The organism is Streptomyces sp. NPDC055099 (assembly GCF_053607685.1).
Map to the genome: position 1 here is coordinate 237,173 of NZ_JBSGUA010000014.1, position 25,659 is coordinate 262,831.

At 71.6% G+C, this 25,659-nt stretch carries 13 protein-coding genes; 8 read left to right on the forward strand and 5 right to left on the reverse strand.

Annotation, left to right across the window (positions count from 1 at the left end; translation table 11 throughout):
* Nucleotides 1-83: 83 nt before the first annotated feature.
* Both ACWFRU_RS30770 and ACWFRU_RS30775 read left to right on the forward strand, forming a co-directional pair.
* Nucleotides 84-1,019 carry a hypothetical protein gene (locus ACWFRU_RS30770; protein WP_453691372.1) on the forward strand — a complete coding sequence of 312 codons (936 nt, stop codon included), beginning with the start codon at nucleotides 84-86 and terminating at the stop codon, nucleotides 1,017-1,019.
* Nucleotides 1,016-3,853, forward strand: a complete 2,838-nt coding sequence (locus tag ACWFRU_RS30775; RefSeq protein WP_453691373.1) for a stealth conserved region 3 domain-containing protein — start codon at nucleotides 1,016-1,018, stop codon at nucleotides 3,851-3,853. Before ACWFRU_RS30770 ends, ACWFRU_RS30775 begins: the two co-directional genes overlap by 4 nt.
* Here the strand turns inward: ACWFRU_RS30775 and ACWFRU_RS30780 are convergent.
* The gene (locus tag ACWFRU_RS30780; RefSeq protein ID WP_453691374.1) at nucleotides 3,838-5,946 is read right to left on the reverse strand and encodes a bifunctional glycosyltransferase/CDP-glycerol:glycerophosphate glycerophosphotransferase; all 2,109 of its coding nucleotides are present in this window, start codon (nucleotides 5,944-5,946) and stop codon (nucleotides 3,838-3,840) included. The genes ACWFRU_RS30775 and ACWFRU_RS30780 overlap by 16 nt on opposite strands.
* A gap of 151 nt (nucleotides 5,947-6,097) precedes the next feature.
* Here ACWFRU_RS30780 and ACWFRU_RS30785 point away from each other — a divergent pair, with 151 nt between their 5' ends.
* From ACWFRU_RS30785 to galE, 4 genes are all read left to right on the forward strand, one after another.
* The gene (locus ACWFRU_RS30785) at nucleotides 6,098-9,589 is read left to right on the forward strand and encodes a CDP-glycerol glycerophosphotransferase family protein (protein WP_453691375.1); all 3,492 of its coding nucleotides are present in this window, start codon (nucleotides 6,098-6,100) and stop codon (nucleotides 9,587-9,589) included.
* Nucleotides 9,586-11,205 (forward strand): hypothetical protein, encoded by a 1,620-nt coding sequence (locus ACWFRU_RS30790; RefSeq protein ID WP_453691376.1) that lies wholly within the window; start codon nucleotides 9,586-9,588, stop codon nucleotides 11,203-11,205. Before ACWFRU_RS30785 ends, ACWFRU_RS30790 begins: the two co-directional genes overlap by 4 nt.
* A gap of 35 nt (nucleotides 11,206-11,240) precedes the next feature.
* Nucleotides 11,241-12,899, forward strand: a complete 1,659-nt coding sequence (locus tag ACWFRU_RS30795) for a glycosyltransferase family 2 protein (protein ID WP_453691377.1) — start codon at nucleotides 11,241-11,243, stop codon at nucleotides 12,897-12,899.
* 68 nt (nucleotides 12,900-12,967) lie between these two features.
* Nucleotides 12,968-13,951 carry a UDP-glucose 4-epimerase GalE gene (galE, locus tag ACWFRU_RS30800; RefSeq protein WP_453691378.1) on the forward strand — a complete coding sequence of 328 codons (984 nt, stop codon included), beginning with the start codon at nucleotides 12,968-12,970 and terminating at the stop codon, nucleotides 13,949-13,951.
* Nucleotides 13,952-13,968: 17 nt separating this feature from the next.
* On the opposite strand, the gene ACWFRU_RS30805 is transcribed toward galE, so the two are convergent.
* Complete coding sequence (locus tag ACWFRU_RS30805) at nucleotides 13,969-14,601, reverse strand: TetR/AcrR family transcriptional regulator (RefSeq protein ID WP_453691379.1); 633 nt, start codon at nucleotides 14,599-14,601, stop codon at nucleotides 13,969-13,971.
* 123 nt (nucleotides 14,602-14,724) lie between these two features.
* On the opposite strand from ACWFRU_RS30805, the gene ACWFRU_RS30810 reads away from it, so the two are divergent.
* Together ACWFRU_RS30810 and ACWFRU_RS30815 are read left to right on the forward strand one after the other, a co-directional pair.
* Nucleotides 14,725-15,636 (forward strand): ABC transporter permease, encoded by a 912-nt coding sequence (locus tag ACWFRU_RS30810; RefSeq protein WP_453691380.1) that lies wholly within the window; start codon nucleotides 14,725-14,727, stop codon nucleotides 15,634-15,636.
* On the forward strand, nucleotides 15,629-16,429 hold the full coding sequence (locus ACWFRU_RS30815) for an ABC transporter ATP-binding protein (protein WP_453691381.1): 801 nt from the start codon (nucleotides 15,629-15,631) through the stop codon (nucleotides 16,427-16,429). The genes ACWFRU_RS30810 and ACWFRU_RS30815 overlap by 8 nt, the downstream gene beginning before the upstream one ends.
* Nucleotides 16,430-16,451: 22 nt before the next feature.
* On the opposite strand, the gene ACWFRU_RS30820 is transcribed toward ACWFRU_RS30815, so the two are convergent.
* The 3 genes from ACWFRU_RS30820 to ACWFRU_RS30830 all read right to left on the reverse strand — a co-directional run bounded on the left by ACWFRU_RS30820 (nucleotide 16,452) and on the right by ACWFRU_RS30830 (nucleotide 25,584).
* Nucleotides 16,452-17,594 (reverse strand): glycosyltransferase, encoded by a 1,143-nt coding sequence (locus ACWFRU_RS30820; protein WP_453691382.1) that lies wholly within the window; start codon nucleotides 17,592-17,594, stop codon nucleotides 16,452-16,454.
* Complete coding sequence (locus tag ACWFRU_RS30825) at nucleotides 17,591-20,485, reverse strand: bifunctional glycosyltransferase/CDP-glycerol:glycerophosphate glycerophosphotransferase (protein ID WP_453691383.1); 2,895 nt, start codon at nucleotides 20,483-20,485, stop codon at nucleotides 17,591-17,593. The genes ACWFRU_RS30820 and ACWFRU_RS30825 overlap by 4 nt, the downstream gene beginning before the upstream one ends.
* A gap of 152 nt (nucleotides 20,486-20,637) precedes the next feature.
* A complete protein-coding gene (locus ACWFRU_RS30830; protein ID WP_453691384.1) occupies nucleotides 20,638-25,584 on the reverse strand; it encodes an NAD-glutamate dehydrogenase in 4,947 nt (1,648 codons plus the stop codon).
* Between the last annotated feature and the right edge of the window lie 75 nt (nucleotides 25,585-25,659).

Genomic DNA, 25,659 nt, shown 5'->3' on the forward strand with positions numbered 1-25,659 from the left:
GCGGGTGACCCGTACGCGGCCTCACCCTGCCCCGGGGGGAACAACGGGCAAAGTGGCACAATGCACCACATTGGGTTCACGCCATGACCCCGGCCCTGCCGCCCGCGGCACGGCGGCTCCTCGCCACCGCACGGACCACCCGCTTCCGCGCGGAACGCGCCGCCGCGGGGCGGGCCGGTGGCGGGGCTCAGGCACTGCAGGCGCCCGTGCATCTGTCGATCCGGGACAGCCGTACGCTCAACGTCGCCGTCGCCGCCCTCCCCGGTGAACAGGGCGAGGGGGCGCACCTGTTGATCTCGCGCGGCCACCGCAGGTTCCGCGTCCCGCTCGCCCCCGAACAGCACGCCCGCGGTGGTCTGCTGCTCGCCGGGACGGCCACCTTGCGCGACCTGTGTGAGGGTGTCTGGCGGCTCACGGTGGTCACCGCCGACGCCCGCGGACGCGTACGACGGCGCGGCATCGGCATCGAGGGGGACGCCGAACTGCCGCCCACGCCCACCCTCCGCCACGCCCCCGACCCGCGCACCGGCACGCTCATCCGCGTCGTCCGGTGCCGCGGCGGCCGCGCGGTGCTTCAGGTGACCCGGTCCAGGCCGCGCGCCGAGCTCGTGCGGTTCGTGCCCGGCGGTGACGGCATCGTCGTCCACGGACGGCTCGTCATGGCGGGCACCTCGCGGCGGTGGCGGGCGAAGGCCGTGCGGCGGCGGGACGGGGTGACCGTGCCCGTCGGGGCGGTGTGGGAGGGCCCCGAGTTCAGCTTCCGGCTGCCGCTGGGGGAGATGGCGGGGGCGAGCCCCGGGCAGTGGGTGTGGGACTTCCTCGTGGAGGCGGAGACTTCCGGCGCCTCGCTCCCCCTCGGGCGCCGGCTCACCGACGTGCGCGACCCCTCGGCCGCCTACCCGACACCCTTCCGTGTCTTCGCCCTGCCGGGCGGCGCCCTGATCCGCGCGCACGCCCACTTCACCAAGGCCGGCGGCTTCGCCCTGACGTGCTGGGACATCTCGAAGGAGACCTCATGAAGATCACGTACCTGCTCGGCTGGGGCGACGAGATGGGCGGCACCGAGCTGGCCACCTACACGCAGGCGCAGCACCTCGCGGACCGGCACGACGTCGAGGTCATCTCCGTGTTCCGGACCCGCCCCGAGCCCTTCTTCCCCGAGGCCCGCAGCCTCCCCGTCCGCTATCTCGTCGACCGGACCGCCTCCCCCGAGCGTCCGGTGCGCGGCTCACGCCTGGACGAGGCCGCCTGCCGCACCCTGGCCGCGCTGCCCAGCGAACTGATCAAGCCCGCCTGGGAGTCCGCCTTCGACCGCCTCTCCGACATCGAGATGGCCGCCGCCCTGACCACCCTGGACTCCGACGTCCTGGTCACCACGACGCCCGCCCTGATGGCCGCCGCCGTCGGGCTCGTCCCGGCCAGGGTCGTCACCGTGCACCAGGAGCACCGCCCCACCCAGCGCCGCGGCCCCTCCGGCGAACCCCTGCTCCTGCACGCGCCGCGCCTGGACGCCCTGGTCACGCTCACCGACCGCACCCGCGACTGGATCGCGGAGTCCCTGGGCGCAACCGCCCCCGAGCTGGCGGTCATCCCGAACGCCGTGCCGGACGGCTTCCGGCCGCGCGCCGACGGGGAGAGCAAGGTCATCGTCATGGCGGCGCGGCTGACCGGCGAGAAGCGCGTCGACCACGCCGTGCGGGCCTTCGCCGAAGTCGCCGACGCCTACCCCGACTGGACCCTGCGGGTCTTCGGCGGCGGTCACCGCGAGCAGAGCCTGCGCCGCCTCGTCGACGGCTTCGGCCTCCAGGACCGGGTCGAACTCCTCGGCCCCTGCCAGGACATGGCCGCCGAATGGGCCAAGGCGGGGCTCACGCTGATGACCGCGGGGCACAACGAGGCGTTCCCGCTGGTGCTGCTCGAAGCGCTGGCCGCGGGGGTGCCCGTGGTCGCGTACGACGTCCTGACCGGGCCCGCCGAGATCGTCAGGCACCGCGTGGACGGGCTGCTCGTGCCGCCGGGCGAGGTGCGCGAACTGGCCGCCGCGATGAGCGAGTTGATGGGCGATCCCGAGACCCGGCGGTCCTACGCGCGGGCCGCGCGCGAAGGCGTCTACGCCCGCTTCTCCTCCGCCGACGTCACGGCGCGCTGGCAGGAGCTGTACTCCCGGCTCGTGGCGCGGCGCGACGCCCCCGAGCGCCTCGGCGACCGCGCGGACCGGGTGGCGCTCGGTGTGGCCTCCGGGGGCAGCAGCTTCCGCCCGACCACGCCGTACACCCTGGACGCCCCGCCGAGCGCCGAAGAGCGTGCCCGCGAGGACGAGATCGCCGCCGCCGACACGAGCGGCCTGCTCATCCGCTCCGTGGGCCGGCTGGCCGAGCGCCGTGACGACATCCTCGCGCCGGCCATGACGGACTGGAACCTGGAGATCGCGGCCACCGCCCTGGAGTCGGAGGACATCCCGTACGTCCTCGTCCGCACGTCCGGCACCACGCACACGCTCGCCGTGGCCGACGACGAGCGCGAAGGGGCGCTCAAGGCGCTCTCCGAGTCCCTGCACGGCCAGCCCGTCTACGCCGAACTGGTCCACCCCCGGGACGCGGCCCCCGGCGTCGTGCTCGCCGAGCGGCTCGACGGCATCGGCGAGGTCGCCGGCGTCAAGCTCTTCAAGCCGGTGACCACGACGACGCTCTCCCTGCGCCACGGCGTCCAGCAGGCCTGCACGGTGGCGTTCTGGCCGCGGGTCGACGGAGCCGCCGGTCTCACCGGGGCCGAGGCCCGGCGCGCGCCCTTCGGGACCACCCTCGCCGGGTCCGAGCTGCCCTCGCTGGCGCCCACCGCCACCCTCCGGGTGGGCGAGCGCACGTACCCCACGCTGGACGTCTTCGCCCAAGTGCTGGTCGGTGACGTCGACTTCCCCATCGACGCGGTCTACACGTGGGTCGACGACTCCGACCCCGAGTGGCGTGCCCGTCGCGCGGAGGCGCTCGGCGGGCCCGAGGACGACACGTCGCCGGACCACGGAGCCGTCCGCTTCCGCAACCGCGACGAGCTGCGTTACTCGCTGCGCTCCCTCGCCATGTACGCGCCCTGGATCCGGCACGTCTACCTCGTCACGGCGGGCCAGAGGCCGTCGTGGCTGGACGAGGACCACCCGGGCCTCACGGTGGTCGACCACCGTGACCTCTTCGCCGATCCGGACGCCGCGCTCCCGACCTTCAACTCCCACTCCATCGAGAGTCAACTGCACCGCATCGAGGGCCTGTCGGAGCACTTCCTCTACCTGAACGACGACATGTTCCTCGGGCGCCCCACCACCCCGGAGACGTTCTTCCTCAGCTCCGGCACCGCCCGCTTCTTCTGGTCGTCCGCCTCGGTGCCCGCGCTGCCCGTGTCAGCGCAGGACGAGGGCTACCTGGCGGCGGCGAAGAACAACCGGGAGCTGCTGCGCGAGGCGTTCGGCAGGACGGCGACCCACAGCTTCTTCCACGCGCCCTACGCCCTGCACCGCAGCGTCCTCGCGGAGCTCACCGAACGCTTCCCGGAGGAACTGGAGGCGACCGCGCGCAGCCGCTTCCGCTCGAACAGCGACCTCGCCCTGGTGTCCTCCCTGCACCACCACTACGCGTACCTCACCGGCCGGGCGGTGCCCGCGGGCATCGCGTACGACTTCGTGGACATCGGCACCCGCACCGACCACGCGCGCCTCGGCCAACTCCTCCAGGGCCGCTACAAGACGGCCTTCTGCATCGGCGAATCCCCCGACAGCGAACTGACGGACGAGGAGATGGCCCTGGCCATGCGGGCGTTCCTGGCGGCGTACTTCCCGGTCCGCTCCCCCTACGAGCGGGGCTGACCCTCCAGGAAGAGCCGCCGCACGACCCTCTCGGCGGCTCCTCCGTCGTCGTACGGGCAGAACCGGTCCCGGAAGGCCGCCCGCAGCGCCGTCGCCTCCGCCGCGTTCCAGGCCCCGTCCCGGAACAGCCGCACGAGTTCCTCCTCGTCCCTCGCCACCGCTCCCGGCGTCTCCCCCGGCCGTCCCGAGAGCAGGTCGAAGTACGTTCCCCGCGCCAGCCGGTAGGCCTGCCAGTCCGGGGCGTACGTCACGATCGGGCGGTCCAGGCAGGCGTAGTCGAACATCAGCGACGAGTAATCCGTGACGAGGGCGTCGGCGGCCAGGCAGAGGTCCTCCACGCGCGCGTGGCCGGTGACGTCGACGAGCCGGGGGTGGGCGCGAAGGCCCGCGTCGGCGCCGTAGAAGTAATGGGCGCGGACCAGGACCACGTACTCCTCGCCCAGTGCTCGCACGAAGCGCTCCAGGTCGAGGCGGGGCGAGAAGCCCTTCTGGTAGTCGCGGTGCGTGGGGGCGTAGAGCAGTGCCGTTCGGCCGTCCGCGATGCCCAACTCCGCGCGGAGGGCGGCGATCTCGCTCTTGCCCGCCGTGTAGTACACGTCGTTGCGCGGGTAGCCCGCCTCCAGGGCCTCGTACGCGGTCGAGGGGTAGACCCGTTCCCAGATCTCCGTGGAGTGCGGGTTCGCGGAGAGGCTGTAGTCCCACTGGTCGGTGTGGTCGAGGATCTTCTGGAAGCTGATGCCGTGCGTGCCCGCCGGGTAGCGGCGCTGGTCCAGGCCCATCTTCTTGAGCGGCGTGCCGTGGTGGGTCTGGAGGTAGACCTGGCCGGGGCGTTTGGTGAAGCCCCCGGGGAAGCTTGAGTTGTTGATCAGGTACGTGGCTCTCGCCATGGTCTGCCAGTAGTCGCGCGAGCCCTCGATGACGTACGCGATCCCGGGCGGCACGCGGTGCTTGTTGCGGGACGAGACCACCCACACGCCCTCGATGTGCGGGGCCAGTTCGCGGGCCTTGGCGTGGATGGCGGCCGGGTTGCAGGAGATCCCGCGGTTCCAGTACGCGCCGTAGACCGCGAGATGGGGGTCGAGGGGGCGGCGCAGGTCGGCGCGGTAGGCGAGGCGCATGGCCCGGGCGCGCAGCTTCTTCTTCTGCTGCTTGAGCCTGCGGGTGAGGCCGCTCCTGCGGGACCGGCTCTTGCGGTGCGCCTCGTAGGCGGCGTACGAGGCGGTGGCCAGGGCGCGTTCGCCCGCTGTGGCCGCCGGGCCCGCGGGTCCGTACGTCCGGTAGAGGCGGGCCGCCTCGCGGAAGAAGTCCTTGCGGTCGCCCGGCGTGATGCGCCCCGCGTCGTCGAGCACGGCGAGCAGATGCCTGGCCGCGTGCGGGACGAGCCGGGCGCGCTCGGCGGGGTCGGCCGCGGCGAGGAGTTCCTCGTACCGGCCGATCAGCGCGAAGTGCGCCCGGCCCGGCGTCTTGGCGAAGCTGCCGCCGCGCCGCTCGCGCCAGCGGACGCAAGGCCGGTCGAGGACGGCGGTGCGCGCTCCGGGGGCCAGGGTCGCGCGGCGCACCGGCACCACGTCCTCGTAGGGGCCGTCGCTGAACGCGAGGCGTTGCTCCTGCCAGAACGCGCGCCGGTAGACGCGGTTCCAGGGGGCGACGGTGACGGCGAGGGGGTCGCCCGCCAGGTCGTCGCCGCCCGCGCGGACGTTCTCCCACCAGTCGACGCGGTCGTGGCCGAAGAGGAGGACGTCCGGGTCGTCGGCCGCGTCGAGGGCCTCGGCGATCGCCTCCAGGGCGCCCGGCAGGAGCAGGTCGTCGCCGTCGAGGAAGAGGAGGTAGGTGCCGGTGGCGCGGTCCGCGCCGATGTTGCGGGCGGGGCCTGCGCCCGCGTGGGCGGGCAGGCGTACGAGTTGCACGCGCGGGTCGCGTTCCGCACACTCCGCGGCGATCGCGGCGGACGCGTCGGGCGATGCGTCGTCCACGACGATCAGCTCCAGGTCACCGCCGTTGCGGCAGAAGGCCTGTTCGAGCACGGAGTCCAGGCATTCCCGCAGGTAGCCCTGGACGCGATGGGCGGGGACGACAACCGAGAAGCGCGACATGGACACCGACGGTAGCCAGCCGGACACGGCCTGTCGAAGACCCTCCCTCACTCATTGGGGTGAAGGGGGGCAAAGAAATTGACGGGAACGGGCAAAGGGGATGAATACGCCCGTACTCCCATGATTGCTCCCCCGTGAAAGGCCGGTCGCCGTGCAGCCCCGTCTCAGCGTCGTCGTGCCCATCTACAACGTCGAAGAGTTCCTGGAGGAGTGCCTGGAGTCGATCGCCGGGCAGACCATGGCCGACCTGGAGGCCGTGCTCGTCGACGACGGCTCCACGGACGGCAGCCCGCGGATCGCACGTGAGTTCGCGGCGAAGGACCCGCGGTTCGTCTATGTGCGCCAGCCGAACGCGGGCCTCAGCGCCGCCCGCAACACCGGGGTGCGGCACGCGACCCCGACCGCCGAGTACCTGGCCTTCGTCGACAGCGACGACGTCGTGCCGCACGACGCGTACGCCCGGATGACCGCGAGCCTGGACTCGACCGGCTCCGATTTCGCCAGCGGCAACGTCTGGCGCCTGAACGAGCGCGGCCGCCAGCAGGCCTGGCAGTACAAGTGGCTCACCGAACCGCGCTCGCGCACCCACATCAGCCGCGACCTGGAACTCCTCGCGGACCGCGTCGCCTGGAACAAGGTGTTCCGGCGCGCCTTCTGGGACCGGCACGGCTTCACTTTCCCCGAGGGGAAGCTGTACGAGGACACGCCCGTCATGATCCCCGCCCACTTCCTCGCGGGGTCCGTGGACGTGCTCAGCGACCACGTCTACTACTGGCGGGTGCGCGAGGGCTCGATCACCCGGCGGCGCACGGACGTCAAGGGCGTGCGCGACCGGATCGCCGCGTGCGCGCACGTCAGCGCGTTCCTCGCCGAACACGCGCCTGAGATGCGGGGGACGTACGACACCTCCTGCCTGCGCGACGACTTCGTGTACTTCCTGGAGGGCCTGCCGATGGGCGGACCCGAGTACCGCGCCGCCTTCGTGAAGGGCGCCGCCGCGTTCCTGCGCCGCGCCGACCCGGGAGTCATCGCGGGGCTCCCGGTGTCCCTGCGGGTGAAATGGCACCTCGTCCGCGAAGGGCGCACCGCCGACCTGATCGACCTGCTCACCTTCGAACAGCGCAACAACAAGAACGCCTTCCAGGTCCGCGGGGTGGTGCGCCGCAGCGCCGCCTACCCGCGCGCCACCGGCGGGCACATCCGTGTGCCGCAGGAGATCGCCCGGCTCGGGCGGGGCGAGCTGCCGGTCATCGCCCGGGTACGGGAGGCGGGTTGGAGCTCCGACGGGCTGCTGCGGATCAGCGGATACGCGTACGTCCGCAATCTGGAGGCGACGCGTCCCGGGCACTCCGTCAAGGCCGCCGTCCTCAAGTCGACCAGCAGCCGCACCCAGGTGCGCAGGGTCGCCACCCGGACGGTCGCCACCCCGCAGGCCACCGAGAACTCCCGGCAGCGGCTGCACTGTTACGACCTCTCCGGGTTCGAGATGACCGTCGACCCCGAGCAGCTGAAGACGGGCGGCCGGTGGCGGCCGGGCAACTGGCTGCTCGGCGTGGTCGTCGCGGGCCACGGTTCGGTGCGCCGGGCCGCCGTACGCCCGCTGCACGGGTCGGCCGCCCAGTCCGTCGTGCGCGAACTGGGCGACGGACTGCGCCTCGTCCTCGGCTTCAGCAAGGGCCGCCTGGTGCTGCGCATCCAGGAGTACGTGGCGCGGGTCGACGCCCACCGCCGGGACGGCGACGAGATGGTCCTGAGCGGCCATCTGCCCAGCCATCTGCGTCCCAAGGCCCTGCGCCTGACGCACAAGCACTCGGCGGCGGAGTTCGACTACCCGGTCACATTGCCGGGCGACGACCGCTTCGACGTACGGGTGCGGCTTGCGGACCTGGAGGACATCGCACCGACCCCGCACCTGGCCCCCAAGGAGGTCGAGCCCCCGCACGGCGACCGCTGGCAGGCCAACCTGGTGCTGCCCGACGGCAAGCTGAAGTCCCTGGCGGCGGCCCTCGACCTGCCGCCGGGCCGCTACGCCTCACGCGCGGGCGGCCGCGAACTGTGCGCTTCGGCGAACGACCAGGGCCAGCTGGTCGTCGAGCTGACCCGGCAGCCGATCGCCGACCGGGTGGCGTGGAGCACGGACGGCACGCTGACGATCGAGGGCACGGTGTCCGACGCGGGCCGGGACGCGGCCGAACTGGTGCTCCGGCACAGCGGCAGGGACGAGGAGGTGACCGTCCCGGTGGAACGTTCCGCCGGGCGCTTTCGGGGGGTGGTCTCACCTGGGGGCGGGGTGCTGCGCGAGGGGCGCTGGTACGCGTTCCTGCGCGAGGCGGGAGACGACGCGGGCGGGAGCGTCGCGCACGGCACCGCGGGGGACGGCATGCCCGTACGGCTGCTCGCCTCCGTGTCCGCCGCGTTCCCGCTCCATCAGACCGTGGACGGGCGGGAGTTCACCGTCGACCGCCGGTTCGGTGACCGGCTGCTGATCGAGGCCGGGTCCGTGCTCAGCCGCGGCGAGCGGGGGGCCTACCGGCAGCACCGGCTGCGCACCGCGCACTATCCGCACCAGCGCACCAAGCCCCTGCGGGACGCGGTGCTCTACTTCGACGGTGACTCCCCGCGCGCGGTTCACGAGGAGCTGGTGCGGCGCGGCGCGGACGTCGAGCACCTGTGGGTGACGCAGGACCAGCAGACGCGGGTGCCCGCCGGGGCGAAGGGCGTGGAGGAGCACAGCACGGACTTCCACGAGGCGCTCGCCCGCTGCCGGCGCATCGTCACCGCCGGCCATCTGCCCGACTTCTTCGAGCGGCGGGACGGGCAGACCGTCGTACAGACCTGGAACGGCGCGCCCCTCAAGCGCATCGGGACCGACCTCACCGACACCCTCTACGCCGACCACGGCCACCTCGACGTCCTGCCGCGGCTCTCGCGCCAGTGGGACGTGCTCGTCTCCCCGAACCGCTTCTCGACCCCCCACCTGGGGCGCGCGCTCGCCTACGAGGGCGAGGTCATGGAGGCGGGCTCGCCCCGCAACGACGTGTTCTTCTCCGACGACCGCGCCAAGGTCGCCGAACGCGTGCGCCGCGAGCTGGGCATCGCCCCCGGCAAGCGGATCGTCCTGTACGCGCCGACCTACCGGGACCACCTGGCCTACTCCCCCGGCCGCTTCCGCTACGAACCCGCGCTCGACTTCGCCGCGGCACAGGACGTGCTCGGCGGCGACCACGTCCTCCTCGTGCGCAAGCACCCGCTGACGGCGGGCCGGCTGCCCGGGGCCCGCGCACCCTTCGTACGCGATGTGTCGTCCCACCCGCGCACGGCCGAACTCCTGCTGATCGCGGACGTGTTGGTGACGGATTACTCCTCCCTGATGTTCGACTTCGCGCACACCGGGCGTCCGATGCTCTTCCACGCCTACGACCTGGAGCACTACCGCGACACGGTCCGCGGCTTCTACCTCGACTTCGAGACCAGCGCCCCGGGGCCGCTGCTCGCCTCCACGGGCGAGGTCGTCGAGGCGCTGCGCGACCTGGACTCGCTCTCGGCGCGGCACGCGGAGGCGTACGCGGCGTTCCGCGAGGCCTACTGCGACCTGGACGACGGGCGGGCGGCGGCCCGTGTCGCGGAGAGGCTCATGCGATGACCATGGCCACGCGGGGAGCCGGGCTCCTCACGCGCCGCGAGGTCCACGGCGCGACGGCCCTGCACGGGCGCAAGCGGTGGCGGCCAAGCCCGTACGTCGTGTTCGGCGGGCTCTTCTGGATCGTGATGACGCTCGCCTTCTGGCGGGTGCCGATGTGCTGCGACTTCGGGCAGCACGCGGCGGTGATCGAGCGGCTCAAGGTCGACCTGCTGCACCCGCGCCACCCGATGGCGGACCTGCCGGGCGCGGGCAGCCCGTACTACTCGCCGTACGCGGTCGCGCAAGGTGCCTTCGCGCGAGTGACGGGGCTCGCGGGCTGGGAGGTCGTGAAGCTGGCGGGGCCCTTGAACCTGCTCGTGCTGCTCACGGGCCTCGGCCGGTTCGTGAAGGTACTGACACCACGTCAGTGGGCGCCCGTGCTCGCCCTGTTCGCGATGGTGCTGCTCTGGGGCACCCGGATGGCGTGGTGGAGCGGCTACCTCGGCCTGATGTCGATGACGGGGAACCTCGCCTACCCGTCGACCTTCGCGATCGGCCTGGCGTTCTGGGCGTTCGGCTGGGCGGGCTCGCTGGCGAAGGCGCCCCGGGGGGTCATGGCGCCCCGGGGAGTCATGGCGTACGTGGGTCTCGGTGCGCTGTGCGGGGTGATCCTGCTCGTCCACCCGATCTCGTCCGTGGCGGCGGTGATCGGGGTGGTGGCGTTCGCCGCCTCCGGCCCGCGCCCCTTCGCGCGGCTGTGGAAGTGGGCGGCGACCGGCGTGACGGCGGCGGTCCTCGCGGCGAGCTGGCCCTACTTCTCCGTCTTCTCGCTCGTCGGTGACGAGAGCGTCGACTGGATCCACCGGCAGCTCTACACCGAGATGCCGCAGCGGTTCTGGCTCGCGCTGATCGGCCTGCCCGCGCTCGCACTGCGCTTCCGCAAGAACCGGCGCGACCCGCTGGTCCTGATGTTCGTCCTGGACTGCGCGGTCGTGGCGTACGGCTGGCTGAGCGGCCACTACACCTACGGCCGCATCATGGGGCTGACCCTCGTCCCGCTGCAGTTCGCCCTCGCGATCGAGCTGGCGGCGCCCCGGCCCTGGCGCAGGTGGCGCATGGCCCTGGGGGGTGTGGCGGCGACCGGAGCGGCCGTCGGGTTCTTCACGCTCCAGGCCGGCGCCGTCGTGCCGCGTGCGCTGGACCCGGTGGGCTTCGACCAGCCGCCGCGCTGGCCGGGCTACGGCTGGGCGGTGGGCCGGATGCACCAGGGGGACGTCGTCCTGACCAACGGCTACTACCCCACCCGCTCCCTCCCGGCGTACGGCGCCAACCTCGTCGCCCCCGCCTGGCCGGACGCCTCGCTGGCCGAGGACACGCGCAACCACCGCCTCCAGAAGGTGCGCGACTACCTCTCCGAGGAATCGACCCGGGCGGAACGCACGCGGATCGTCCGCCGCTACGACGTGCGCTGGCTGCTGCTCTCCCCCGACCAGAAGGTGCCCGCCGAGGCGGTGGTGGTGGCGTGGGGGCCGCGGACGGGCGAGGTGCTTGCGCGGGTCGGCGGCGGGCACACGGTCGCAGGAGACGACGACAGGAACACGGGAGAGAGCAACACGAACCAGCAGAAGACCCCCTAATCGGATAATTACCGGCAACCTCTAAAATTTCCCCCGTGGACCCCTCTTTGTCTCTCTCGCCCCCGACGCCACCGTCACCTCTGTCGCCCCAGGTCTGCGTCGTCGTGATCGGCTACAACGACGCCGCGCACGTCACGGACGCGGTGCGCTCGGCGCTCGCCCAGGGCCCCGCCGTCCGCGAGGTGATCGCCGTCGATGACTGCTCGACGGACGGCAGCGACGAGCTGCTCGCGTCGCTCGCCCAGGAGGATCCGCGCGTCAAACCGATCCGCCGCGCCACCAACAGCGGCGGCTGCGGAACCCCCCGCAACGACGGCATCGAGGCCACCACGTCGGCGTACGTGATGTTCCTCGACAGCGACGACGTGCTGCCGCCGGGCGCGGTGGACGCCCTCCTCACGGCCGCCGCCCGGCACGACGCCGAGGTGGTCACGGGCCTGTGCGTACGCCGTGAACTGCCCTCCGGGCGCGAGACGCCCTGGCAGCCCATGCTCTACACGAAGCCCCGCCTGATCGCCCGCCCCGAGCTGCGCACCCGCCTGGTCCACGACACCCTGTGCGTCAACAAGCTCTACCGCACCGACTTCCTGCGCCGGCACCGCCTCCGCTTCCCCGAGGGCCGCTTCACGTACGAGGACTTCGTCTTCACGGCCCGCATCCTGGCCGCGGGCCCCCGCATCGCGCTGATCACGGACCCCGTCTACGTGTGGAACGTGCGGCGCACCGCGGCCAAGCTGTCGATCTCCCTTGACCGCTCGGGCATCGACAACTGGCGGGCCCGCCTCGAGGCCCACCGCCAGGCCGTCGAGATCCTGCGGGAGGCGCGGAGCGCGTCGGGCGACGGGGGCAAGCGGCTCGCCCGTGCCGCGCGCGCCAAGTTCATCGACCACAGCCTGCGGATGTACGCGCGTGAGCTCACCACGCGCAGCCCGGAGTACCGCGGGGAGTGGTGGACGGTCACGCGCGCGTACCTCGCGGGCTTCGACACGGCCGACCTGGACGCGGCGCCCGCGCCGGGCCGCATCATCGCCCGCGTGCTCCTGGCGTCCCCCGAGCCGCGCGACCTGCCCCGCCTCCAGGAGGTGGCCGCCCGCCCGGCGCGCCTTTCGCCGCCCTACGCGCGATCGGCCGACGGCGAGACTCCCGTCTGGTCCCCCGACCTCCCCCAGGTGACCCTGGACCACCTCCTCGTACGCCCCATCCGCCTCCTCCCGCTCGCGGTGGACGCGGAGCTGCGGCCGCGCGCGGGCGGCAGCCGCCTCACGCTGCGGCTGCACGAGCTGTACGGGCGGGTGGCGGAGGCGGGCCCGACGACGGTCGACGTGGAACTCGTGCCCAGGAACGGCGAGGGCCCGGTGCTGCGCCGCACGGCGGCGTTCGGCCCGGCTCAGGACGGGGAGACCTGGCTGACCGAGACCGTCCTGGACCTGGGCGCGCTCGGCGGCGGCGTATGGGACCTGCGGCTGCGCCTGCACTTCGGCGACGGGACGGCGCGCGAGACAACGGCGCGCGCGGTGGCGGGCCCGGGTCTGCTGCGGCGCACGGCGCTGCCGTCCCTGCGGGGGATTCTGCTGGCCCAGCCGTACCGGACGCAGGCGGGGAACCTGGCGGTGCGGCTCGCGCCGGGGCTGCGCGGCGTGCTCGGGGTGGTGCGCAGGCGGCTCGCGCGCTGGGTGGGCGGAGCGGGACGCTGACGCCGACCGAACACGGGCCTCTGCGACACTGCACACCCACCCGCACGACCACAGAGGGCTGACTGACGATGACCTGGCTGATCACCGGCGGCGCCGGCTACATCGGGGCACATGTGGTCCGCGCCATGACGGAGGCCGGCGAGCGGGCCGTGGTCTACGACGACCTGTCCACGGGCGTCGCCGAGCGCGTGCCCGAGGGCGTGCCGCTGGTGACCGGTTCGACCCTCGACGCGGACCTGCTGGCCCGCACGCTGGCGGGACACTCCGTCACGGGAGTCGTGCACCTGGCGGCGAAGAAGCAGGTCGGCGAGTCGGTGGAGCAGCCTCTGCGGTACTACCACGAGAACGTGGAGGGACTGCGGGTCCTGCTGTCGGCGGTGACGGAGGCGGGGGTCGCGTCCTTCGTGCTCTCCTCGTCGGCGGCCGTGTACGGCATGCCCGACGTGGACCTGGTGACGGAGGAGACGCCGTGCCTGCCGATGAGCCCGTACGGCGAGACGAAGCTGGCGGGCGAGTGGCTGGTCCGCGCGACGGGCCGGGCGCACGGCCTGTCGACGGCGTCACTGCGGTACTTCAACGTGGCGGGCGCGGCGAGCCCCGCGCTCGCCGACACGGGTGTCCACAACCTGGTCCCGATGGTCTTCGAGAAGCTCACGGACGGCGAGGCGCCGCGCGTCTTCGGCGCGGACTACCCGACGCCTGACGGCACCTGCGTACGCGACTACATCCACGTGGCGGACCTCGCGGAGGCCCACGTGGCGACGGCCCGCAAGCTGGCCTCGGCACCCGCCGGCACTGACCTGACGCTCAACATCGGCCGCGGCGAGGGCGTCTCGGTCCTGGAGATGGCCACCCTGATCAACGAGGTGACGGGGTACGACGTGCCGCCCACCGTGGCCCCCCGCCGGCCCGGCGACCCGGCCCGCGTGGTGGCGTCGGCGGACCGCGTCGCCACGGAGCTGGGCTGGTCGGCCAAGCGGGACGTGCGCGAGATGGTGGCGTCGGCGTGGGCGGGATGGCTGCGGACGCATCCGGGGGCGGCGCGGGGCTAGCCTGCGTCAGCTTCGTCTCACAACGCCCGCAGCGCCGCCGCCGTAGCCGTGGTGAGGCTGGCCAGGTAGCCCTTGGGCAGGTCCGCGCGGACCACCACGGAGCGCCAGTAGAGCGGGCCCGACACCAGGTCCAGGGCCAGGTCCTCGTCCACCCCGTCCCGTACCTCGCCCCGCGCCACGGCGGCCCGCACGATGCCGTTCGCCACGCCGTGCTGGCCCTCCCGCAAGGCCTTCTGCAGGGCCTCGGCGATCTCCGGGTTGCGTGCCGCCTCCGCCTGGAGATCGGGGATCACCTGCGAGGCCACGGGGTGCCGCAGGGCGCGCGACGTCACCTCGTACAGGAGGCGCAGGTCGCCCTCCAGGGAGCCGCTGTCCGGCATCGGCAGGCCCTGGACCGCTATCGCCGACACCAGGTCGAGCACGAGATGCAGCTTGGAGCGCCAGCGCCGGTAGACGGCGGTCTTGCCGACGCCCGCGCGGCGCGCGATGCCCTCGATGGACATGCGCGCGTACCCGGCCGCCGCGAGCTCCTCGAAGACGGCGGACCTGATGGCCTCGGTCACATCCTCGCGGAGCACCGCCGCGCCCGCGGGCGCCCTGCGGCGCGACCGATCACGCGGCTGTTCATCTCCTGGCCTGCTCGTCGTCATGCGAACAGCATAGAACGTGACGACGATACGGTTGCGTTCCGACGTCACATCGCCCTACTCTCGACGTTGCGACGATACGGGTCCGTCCCGACGTACCGACGTAACGAGTAAGGAGCAGCGGAAGTGAGTCAGGTCCTCGACGCACCACCCCGCCCGGCGGCCCCGGCCCCCGACCCGGCCGAGCTCGCGGCCCGGCACGGCCTGACCGTCAGCGGCGCCCGCCCCACGCTCCCCGGATACGTCCGGCAGCTCTGGCAGCGCCGCCACTTCATCACCGCCTTCGCGACCGCCAAGCTCACCGCCCAGTACAGCCAGGCGAAGCTCGGCCAGGTCTGGCAGGTGATGACGCCGCTCCTGAACGCGGCGGTCTACTACTTCATCTTCGGCGTGCTGATGAACACCAAGCACGACGTCCCGGACTACGTCCCGTTCCTGGTCACCGGCGTCTTCATCTTCACGTTCACGCAGAGCTCGGTGATGGCGGGCACCCGCGCCATCGCCGGCAACCTCGGCCTGGTGCGTGCCCTGCACTTCCCGCGGGCCGCGCTGCCGATCTCGTTCAGCCTCCAGCAGCTCCAGCAGCTCCTGTTCTCCATGGGCGCGCTGGTCGTGATCCTGCTCTGCTTCGGCGTGCCGCCGAGCCTGTCCTGGTTCCTGGTGGTCCCGGTCCTGGTCCTGCAGTTCACCTTCAACACGGGCCTGGCCCTGGTGATGGCCCGCCTCGGCAGCAAGACGCCCGACATCGCCCAGCTGATGCCGTTCGTGCTGCGTACGTGGATGTACGTGTCCGGGGTGATGTGGAGCATCGACGCGGTCCTCAAGGACCAGCACCTGCCGCACGCGCTCCAGGTCCTCCTGGAGTGCAACCCGGCCGCCATCTACATCGACCTGATGCGCTTCGCGCTCATCGACAGCTACCAGGCGGGCCAGCTCCCCGACCACGTCTGGGCGTGGGCCGTCGGCTGGGCGCTGCTCGCCGGGGCTGGCGGGTTCATCTACTTCTGGAAGGCAGAGGAGACGTACGGCCGTGGCTGACACCAGGAACGACATCGCCCCCACCGTCATCGTCGACCAGGTCGACATCGTCTACCGCGTGCACGGCGCCGGCGCCACCGCGGGCCGCGGCAGCGCGACCGCCGCGCTCGGCCGCATCCTCAGGCGCGGCGGGAAGGACGGCGAGGAGTCCGGCGTACGCAAGGTGCACGCCGTCAAGAAGGTGTCCTTCACCGCCCACAAGGGCGAGGCCATCGGCCTGATCGGCACCAACGGCTCGGGCAAGTCGACCCTCCTGAAGGTGATCGCGGGGCTCCTGCCCGTCGAGCACGGCCGCATCTTCACCGACGGCCAGCCCTCGCTTCTCGGCGTGAACGCGGCCCTGATGAACGACCTCAGCGGCGAGCGCAACGTCCGGCTCGGCGGCCTGGCGATGGGCATGTCCCGCGAGCAGGTCCAGGAGCGCTACCAGGACATCGTCGACTTCTCCGGGATCAACGAGAAGGGCGACTTCATCACGCTCCCGATGCGCACGTACTCCTCCGGCATGGCGGCCAGGCTCCGCTTCTCCATCGGCTCCGCCAAGGACCACGACGTCCTGCTCATCGACGAGGCCCTGGCGACCGGCGACCGCTCCTTCCAGAAGCGCTCGGAGGCCCGCATCCGCGAGCTGCGCAAGCGCGCGGGCACGGTCTTCCTGGTCAGCCACAACAACAAGTCGATCCGCGACACGTGCGAGCGCGTGCTCTGGCTGGAGCACGGCGAGCTGCGCATGGACGGCCCGACGGCGGACGTCCTGAAGGAGTACGAGCAGTTCACCGGCGGCAAGAAGTAGCCACCGAACAGTCACCGGGGAGTCACCGCTCCAGGAACGCGAACAACTCCTCCCAGCGCCGCACGACTTCATCCGTCGTGTAGCGCTGGATGTTCACCCTGGCCAGCTCCCCCATCCGGTCCCGCAGCTCCTTGTCGGACATCAACGTGTCCAGCCTGCGCGCCAGTTCACCCGTGTTGCCGAGCCGCGCCAGCAACCCGTCCACACCGTCCTGGACGATCTCGTGCACGCCCGGCGCGCAGTCGAAGGCCGCGCACGGCACGGCGGTGGCCATCGCCTCCATCAGCGCGAGCGGGAAGCCCTCGCCCCGCGACGACTGCACGAACACCGACCCGCCCCGCAGCGCGCCCGGCACGTCGCTCGTACGTCCCATCCACTCCACGGAGCCGTCGAGTCCGAGGGACGTGCACTGCTTCTTGAGGATCTCCTCGTCCTCGCCGGAGCCGTAGATCCGCAGCTTCCAGTCCGGGTGCAGCGGCGCGACCTCCGCCCAGGTGTCGAGGAGCATGTCGATGCCCTTCTGGTCGTGCAGCCGGCCGATGCTCGTGACGACCTTCTCGGTGCGCCGCGAGGGCTCATCGGGCATGAACGGCAGCGGGTTCGGCATGAAGGACGCGTTGTCCATGCCCTGCCTGATCCACAGGTCGGCGTCCTCGCGGGTCAGCGCGAGCATCCGGTCGACGTTCTTGTAGTGCTTCTTCACCCGCCCGAAGCGCGAGCACGCCCGTGAGTACGCGAACGACTCGTGGCTCATGCCGATGACCGTCAGGCCCGTGGTGTCGGCGAGTTCGACCCATTCCATCGCCCACACCTGCGTGACGATGACGACGGCTCCGGGCCGGGCCCGCGCGAAGAGCGCGGTCAGCTTGGCGGCCTGCTCGTGCATGCCCTGCTCGCGCCGCGTGCGCTGCCGGTGCTGGGCCACGTTGAGCCGCCCCTTGATGCCGCGGGCCGGGCCGACGCGCGGCGGGTGCTCGTCGTAAAGCGTCGTGGTGGGGTAGGGCAGGTCCGTGCCGATGTCCTGCGGTACGCCGGGTTCCGTGATGCCGATGACGTGCACGCGGTGGCCGCGCCCGACGAAGAGGCGGGCCATCTGGTGGGACCAACTGGTGATCCCGCCCAGCTCGTTGACGCTGTTGGAGACGAAGAATATGTCCCGGTTCACTTGCCGCTCCAGTGCGAGAAGAACTGATCGACGACGCTCTTGGCGGCCTCGCCCCGGTCGTACTCACCGAACTCGGCCACGAACCGCGCCCGCGCGGCCGCGTACTCGAGGACCTGCTCGTCCAGCGCCTTCAGCGCCCCGAACAGCTCCTCCTCGGTGTCGACCACCGGACCGGGGGCCCGTTCCCGCAGGTCGAAGTAGGTGCCGCGGCCCTCGTGGACGTACTCCTCGTAGTCGTAGGTGAAGAACACCATCGGCCGGTCGAGGAGCGCGTAGTCGAACATCACGGACGAGTAGTCGGTGATCATCGCGTCCGCGAGTTCGTAGAGCGGCGTGACGTCGTGGTGCGCGGAGACGTCGATGACGCTGCCGCGCACGGACGGCGGGAGCACCACGTGGTTCAGGTAGTGCGAGCGCACGAGCAGCACGTAGCGGTCGCCGAACTCCTCCGCGAACCGCTCGACGTCGAAGGGGAGTTCAAAGCGCCCGTGCCGGCCGCCGTGCCGTCGGAAGGTCGGCGCGTACAGCAGTACCTGCTTGTCCTCCGGGATGCCCAACTCCGCTGCCAGCGGGCCGCGTTCACGTACCCCGCTCGCATCCTCGGCCCGCTTCGCGCGCACCAGCGCGTCGTTGCGCGGATAGCCGGCCCGCAGCAGCACCTTCTCCTTCAGGCGCAGGGCCTTGGCGAGCGTCCGCACGTCGTGCTCGGAGCGGATCAGGAAGCGGTCGAAGCGGCCGAGCACCCGCTCCTGCTCGTCCTGCCGTGCCTTGCCGCGCAGCTTCCAGGCGGGCTCGTCGAAGCCCATGCGCTTGAGCGCCGAGCCGTGCCAGGTCTGGATGTACGTCGTTTCGGGCCGCTTGGTGAGCTTGAGCGGGTAGCTCTGGTTGTCGACCCAGAACTCGGCCTGCGCGAGGGCCCGCAGATACGGCAGCGACCAGCGCCGCACCAGCGTGGCGTCCCGCGGAAAGCCCTCCGGACTGCCCGCGTAGGACCACACGGCGTCGAAGTCGAGGCCCTGGCGCCGCATCTCCTCGTAGATCGCCCGGGGGCTGTCGCTGTACTGCTTGCCGAGGTGGCTCTCGAAGACGACCGTGCCCTTCTTCACCGGCAGGCGGCTGAACACCTCGTCGTACACGCGCAGTTTGCTCTGCCCGGAGGTGATGTCCTTGCGCAGCTTCTTGGCCCTGCGGAAGCCGGACTTGGCCAGCCGCCCCGGCACGCCCTGCGTCCCGCGCGCCACGAGGTCCTGGATGCGGCCGCTCGCCGTCTCCCGCGTGACGAGCCGGAACGCGAGGTGCCCGCGCTGCGAGACCTCGGGCTCCATGTGGTCGGCGACCAGGCGGGTCAGCCTCGGCCGCACGGGCAGCTTCCCCTCGGCGAGCCCCGGGTCGCACGCGGTGAGCCGCGTCCGGGTGCGCACACCGTCGGCCGTCAGATGCAGGCGTACGTCCCACACCGCGTCGACCACGCCGAGCGGACGCAGGCGGCGCGCGAGGTCGGCGGAGGCCTCCCAGACGATGACGTCACCCTCGTGCCGCACGGCGGAGACCGGGAAGCGGAACGTCTGCAGGCTGCGGCGGCGCGCGCCGAACTCCAGCTCGGCGGTGAGCACGGCGTCCGGGCCGATGACGCCGAGCGGGTTGGTGACGCGGCCGGCCATGCGGACGGTCCCCGCGGACTCCTCGTACCGCGTCAGGACGTTGCGCAGGAACATCTGGTCGAGGCGCTTGCTGTGGTAGCCGAGCGCGGTCACGTCCAGGACGCGGCGGCCGAACGGGTCGTCGAGGTGCTCGGCGCACCAGTACACGCGCCCGTCCCGCTCGGTGAGCGGCGAGGAGATCTTGTCGCGGTTGGTGAGGGTGTCCACGGCGGGCAGCAGGTTCTCCCAGTCGCCCTGCTCCAGGAGGTAGGCGCAGATGGCCTGAATGGGCTGCACCTCGTCGTACGCGGCGCGGTCGAGCCCGGCGAGATAGCCGCGGGCGAGCCCGGCGAACTCCTGCCGGAAGGCGGCGTCGCGGAACGGCAGGTCGCGCAGGTGGAGCACCAGGTCGTGCTTGAGGAACTTGATGTCCTTGAAGAGCCGCAGCTCGTCGAGGCCGCGCTCGGCGAGCAGCGCGTCGATGCGGCGGTGGATCTCGAGACGGTGCTCGAAGTTGGTCATCTCGTGGCGCCGGTTGGTCACGGACTTCGCGGCGTCGGCGGCGCGCTCGTGGACGTGCCAGTAGTAGACCTGGTTGGGGATGAGGGTGATGCGCTCGGCGGCGAGATAGGCCTCGGCGATGAACATCAGGTCCTCGTAGAACATGCCCTTGGGGAAGCGCAGGGCGTTCTCGACGAGGAAGTCGCGGCGGTAGAGCTTGTTCGTGGAGAGCGTGTCCCAGACGAACAGGTCGGGCAGCTCGGTGACCGATTCCAGGGTGCGGGTCGTGGCGTAGAGCCAGGGGTACCACTGGTCGCGCTTCTTGTTGCGGGTGTCCATGGACAGCCGTACGCAGAGCCCGGAGACGATGTCGGAGCCGTCGCGCTCGGCGGCTTCGAGGAGGTTGCGGCAGGCGTTGCGCTCCAGGACGTCGTCGCTGTCGAGGAACATCACGTGGCGGCCGACGGTGTGGCCGATGCCCACGTTGCGGGGCTCGCCGCCCGCGCCGCTGTTCTCCGGCAGCTGGTAGGCCCGTACGCGCTCGGGGTGCTCGGCGGCCAGGCGCTGCGCCGTCCCGTACGAGCCGTCGGTGCTGCAGTCGTCGACGATGACGATCTCGACGCCGCGCAGTGTCTGGTCGAGCACCGACCGGACGGCGGTCGGCAGCCGCTCGGCGTCGTTGTAGACGATCACCACCACGGACACATCGGGGCGCTCGTCCGGCGTCCCCCGCTCACCTATCGCTCCCATGCGTCCCTCCAGTCAGATACCGGCTCATCCTACTAATTATCGCTATTGCCCGATTGGCGCTCTTCAGGGGGGTGTGAACGGCCTAGTCCCGATACGCGAAAGGGCGCCCCCGGCCGTGCGGCCCGGGGCGCCCTTCCTGTGGTGACTACGGATTACGAGTGAGTGCGCAGCAGCGTCCGCATCGTCCGCATGGCGACCGACAGGTTCGCCAGGTCGAAGGCGTCCGAGCTCTGGATCTCGTCCAGGGTCGTCCGCGACCGGCTCAGGATCGCCGCGTTCTTCTCCTCCCAGGCCTTGAAGCGCTGCTCGGGAGTGTCCTCGCCGTTCCCGGCGGCCAGCACGTCGGCCGTCAGGGCGGCGTGCGCCGCGTACAGGTCCTCGCGGATCGACGCACGCGCCATCGACTGCCAGCGGTCGGCCCGCGGCAGCTCGATGATGCGGTCCATGAGCTGGGTGATCCGCAGCCGGTCCGCGAGGTCGTAGTACACCTCGGCGACGGCCATCGGGTCCTTGTCCGTGCGGTCGGCGATCGCCACGATGTCGAGCGACGGGAAGGCCGAGGAGAACCCGGCGACGCGCTGCGCCAGTTCGTCGGGGACGCCCGCGCCCACCAGCTCGTCGCGGATGCTCTGGTACCACTCCTGGTCGGAGCCGCGAAGCAGCTTCGGCAGCTCGGTCCAGACCTCGGCGACGCCCTGACGGAAGAAGTCGATGGTCTCGGCGAGCTGGAGCGGCTGCGGCCGGTTGTTGAGCAGCCAGCGCGTGCCGCGCTCGACGAGGCGGCGCGAGTGCAGCCGGATGCGCGTCTGGACGTCGGCCGCCACCACGTTGTCGAGCGCCTCGACGGCGTCCCAGACCTTGCTCAGACCGAAGATCTCGCGGGCCGCGAGCTGCGCCCGCACGATCTCCTCGAGCGAGGCTCCCGTCTCCTCGCGGAGGCGGTGCAGGAACGTCGAACCGCCCGTGTTCACCGTGTCGTTGACGAGCACCGTGGTGACGATCTCGCGGCGCAGCGCGTGCCCGTCGACCTGCTCGGGGAACTTCTCCCGCAGGGCCGCCGGGAAGTACGCGTGCAGCAGACCGCGCAGGTACTCGTCGTCCGGCAGCGTCGTCTGGATCAGCTCGTCGGCCGCGGTGATCTTCGTGTACGCGAGGAGCACGGCGAGCTCGGGCTGGCTGAGCCCGCGGCCGGAGCTCAGGAGCTCACGGATCTGCCGGTCGCTGGGCAGGAACTCCAGGCCCCGGTCCAGGTGACCGTCACGGCCCAGACGGCGCATGAAGCGCTGGTGGGCGTGGAGCAGTGACGGGGACTGGGCGACGGCGTTCGACAGGGCGGTGTTCTGCGCGTAGTTGTTGCGCAGGACCAGGGTGCCGACCTCGTCCGTCATCGCGGCGAGGAACGTGTTGCGCTGCTTGACGGTCATGTCACCGGCGCCGACGACCGCGTTGAGCAGGATCTTGATGTTCACCTCGTGGTCGGAGGTGTCCACGCCCGCGCTGTTGTCGATGGCGTCGGTGTTGATGCGCCCGCCGGCCTGCGCGAACTCGATGCGGCCGAGCTGGGTCAGGCCGAGGTTGCCGCCCTCGCCGACGACCTTGACGCGCAGGTCGGCGCCGTTCACGCGGATCGCGTCGTTCGCCTTGTCGCCGACATCGCTGTTCGACTCGGCGGACGACTTCACGTACGTACCGATGCCGCCGTTCCACAGCAGGTCCACCGGCGCCTGGAGGATGGTCTGCATCAGGTCGGCCGGCGTCATCTTGCCGACGCCCTTCTCGATGCCGAGGGCCTCGCGGATGTGGGCGTTCAGCTGGATCGCCTTGGCGCTGCGCGGGAAGATCCCGCCGCCCGCGGAGAGCAGCTCCTTGTTGTAGTCGGCCCAGGAGCTGCGCGGCAGCTCGAAGAGCCGGCGGCGCTCGGCGTACGAGGTCGCGGCGTCCGGCCTGGGGTCGATGAAGATGTGCCGGTGGTCGAAGGCGGCCACCAGGCGGATGTGCTCGGACAGCAGCATGCCGTTGCCGAACACGTCACCGGACATGTCGCCGACGCCGACGACCGTGAAGTCCTCGCTCTGCGTGTCGGTGCCCAGCTCCCGGAAGTGCCGCTTGACGGACTCCCAGGCGCCGCGGGCGGTGATGCCCATGCCCTTGTGGTCGTACCCGGCGGAGCCGCCGGAGGCGAAGGCGTCACCGAGCCAGAAGTTGTAGGACTGGGCGACCTCGTTCGCGATGTCGGAGAACGTCGCGGTGCCCTTGTCGGCGGCGACGACGAGGTAGGTGTCGTCCTCGTCGTGGCGCACCACGTCGGCGGGCGGCACGACCTCGCCGGCGACCAGGTTGTCGGTGATGTCGAGCAGCGCCGAGATGAAGATCTTGTAGCAGGCCACGCCCTCGGCGAGCCACGCGTCACGGTCCACGGACGGGTCGGGCAGCTGCTTGGCGACGAAGCCGCCCTTGGCGCCGACGGGCACGATGACGGTGTTCTTCACCATCTGCGCCTTGACCAGGCCGAGGATCTCCGTGCGGAAGTCCTCGCGCCGGTCGGACCAGCGCAAACCACCGCGAGCGACCTTGCCGAAGCGCAGGTGGACGCCCTCGACGCGCGGCGAGTACACCCAGATCTCGTACGCCGGACGGGGCGCGGGGAGTTCGGGGATGGCCTGCGGGTCGAACTTCATGGAGACGTAGTTGTGCGGCTTGCCGCCCTCCGCCTCCTGGAAGAAGTTGGTGCGCAGCGTCGCCTTGATGACCGTGAGGAAGGAGCGCAGGATGCGGTCCTCGTCCAGGGAGGCGACCTGGTCGAGCGCCCCGTCGAGCTCCTCGAGGAGTCCGTCGGTCAGCTCGGTCCCGGCGCGCTGGCGGTCCGGGGACATCCGCGCCTCGAAGAGCGAGACGAGCAGCCGGGTGGTGTGGACGTTGTTGAGGAGGGTGTCCTCCATGTAGTCCTGGCTGAAGGTGGAGCCCGCCTGGCGCAGGTACTTGGCGTAGGCGCGCAGGACCATCGCCTGGCGCCAGTTGAGCCCGGCCCGCAGGACGAGCGAGTTGAAGCCGTCGACCTCGGCCTCGCCCGTCCAGGCGGCGGAGAAGGCCTCCTGGAAGCGCTCGCGGCCGTCGTCGCCCAGGTAGTCGCCGTTGCCGTTCTGCGACTTGGGCAGCCGGAGGCCGAAGTCGTAGATCCACGCGTTCGTGCGGTCCGTGCAGCGCAGCTCGTACGGGCGCTCGTCGGTGACCTCGACGCCCAGGCGCTGGAGGACCGGCAGGACGGCGGAGAGCGAGACCTGGCCGCCCGAGCGGTAGATCTTGAAGCGGCGCTCGCCGGGGGCCGCGCCCACCGGCTCGTACAGGCTGAGGGCGAAGTCCTTGTGCCCGAGCTTGAGCTGCTCCAGGTGCTGGAGGTCGGCGACGGCCGCCCGCGGGGAGTGGTCGGCCTTGTAGCCCTCGGGGAAGGCACCGGAGTAGCGGCGGAGCAGCTCGGCGGCGCGCTCCTCGCCGCACTCGGCGGTCAGCGCCTCGGCGAAGCCGTCGGCCCAGGAGCGGGCGGCCTCGACGAGCCGGGCCTCGATGCGGTCGGTGTCGGCGTCGGTGAGCTGCGGGAGCCCGCCGCCCGGCGCGACACGGACCACGAAGTGCAGCCGGGAGAGGATCGACTCGGTGTTCCAGGCGGTGAAGTCGACGCTGGTGCCGCCGAGCTCCTCCTTGAGGATGTCGATGATCCGCAGCCGGACGCCGGTGGTGTAGCGGTCACGCGGCAGGTAGACGAGCGCGGAGTAGTAGCGGCCGTACTCGTCCTTCCGCAGGTAGAGCCGCAGCCGGCGGCGCTCCTGGAGGTACAGCACGGACGTGACGATCGCGCGCAACTCGTCGGGCGGGGTCTGGAAGAGCTCGTCGCGCGGGTAGGTCTCCAGGATCTGGAGCAGGTCGCGGCCGTCGTGGCTGTTGGGCGAGAAGCCCGCGCCCTTGAGGACTTCCTGGACCTTGCGGCGGATGACCGGCACGCGGCGCACGGACTCGGTGTACGCGGCGGACGAGAACAGGCCGAGGAAGCGGCGCTCGCCGATGACGTTGCCGTCGGCGTCGAACTTCTTCACGCCGACGTAGTCGAGGTAGCTGGGCCGGTGCACGGTGGCGCGGCTGTTGGCCTTCGTCAGGACGAGGAGCTTGTGCTCGCGGGCCTTCGCGCGCGCGTCCGCGGGCAGCCGGCTGAAGGAGGGGCTGACCGGGTGGTCCTCCGCCCCGTCGTGCTTCGGGTCGGCGCGCAGGATGCCGAGGCCGGTGCCGGGCACCGCGGCGAGCGAGTCGTCGTCCGTCAGGTCGTACTCACGGAAGCCCAGGAAGGTGAAGTGGTTGTCGGCGAGCCAGCGAAGGAGCTCGCGGGCCTCGTCGACCTCCTGGTCGCGCAGGTCGTCCGCGGTCGGCTCGGTGGGGAGCTCGTCGGCGATGCGCAGCGCGGCGTCGCGCATCTTCTCCCAGTCCTCGACGGTCTCGCGTACGTCGGAGAGGATCCGGAGCAGATCGGCGCTGATCTGCTTCAGGTCCGCGCGGTCGGTCTCGCGGTCCATCTCGACGTGGATCCAGGACTCGGTGACCGCGTCGTGCGGGCGCTCCGTGCCGGGATCGGTGAGGACCTCCAGGAGCTTGCCGGTCAGATCACGGCGTACGACGACCTGGGGGTGGATGACGACATGGATGCCGCGCCCCTGCCGCGAGAGCTCATTGGTGACCGAGTCGACCAGGAAGGGCATGTCGTCCGTGACGACCTCGACGACGGAGTGGCTGCACGTCCAGCCGTTCTCCTCGACGGTCGGGGTGTGCACGCGGACGTTGGCCGTGCCCTGCGGGCGGTTCTCGGCCAGCCGGTAGTGGGAGAAGGCTGCTCCGAAGACGTCGACCGGGTCGCGGTCGGCGAGGTCTTCCGGGGCGGTGTGCAGGTAGTAGCGCTGGAGGAACGCGAGGGCCATGTCCTCGTCAGGAGTGGCCTCGTCGCCCTTCGACCCGGTCGGTGCCCCATTCGGTAGGCGGCCACCGACCGGGCTGTTCTCAGCTACCCGGGCCGCCCGCGTGAGCAACTCGGCTTTGGCTTCGTCCAGCTTGGTCTGCATTGTCCTCTGACTCCTGTCGCGCGCCGTTGCGTGACGTAGAAGGAAGTGATCCGACGTAACGCCGCGACGCGGGGT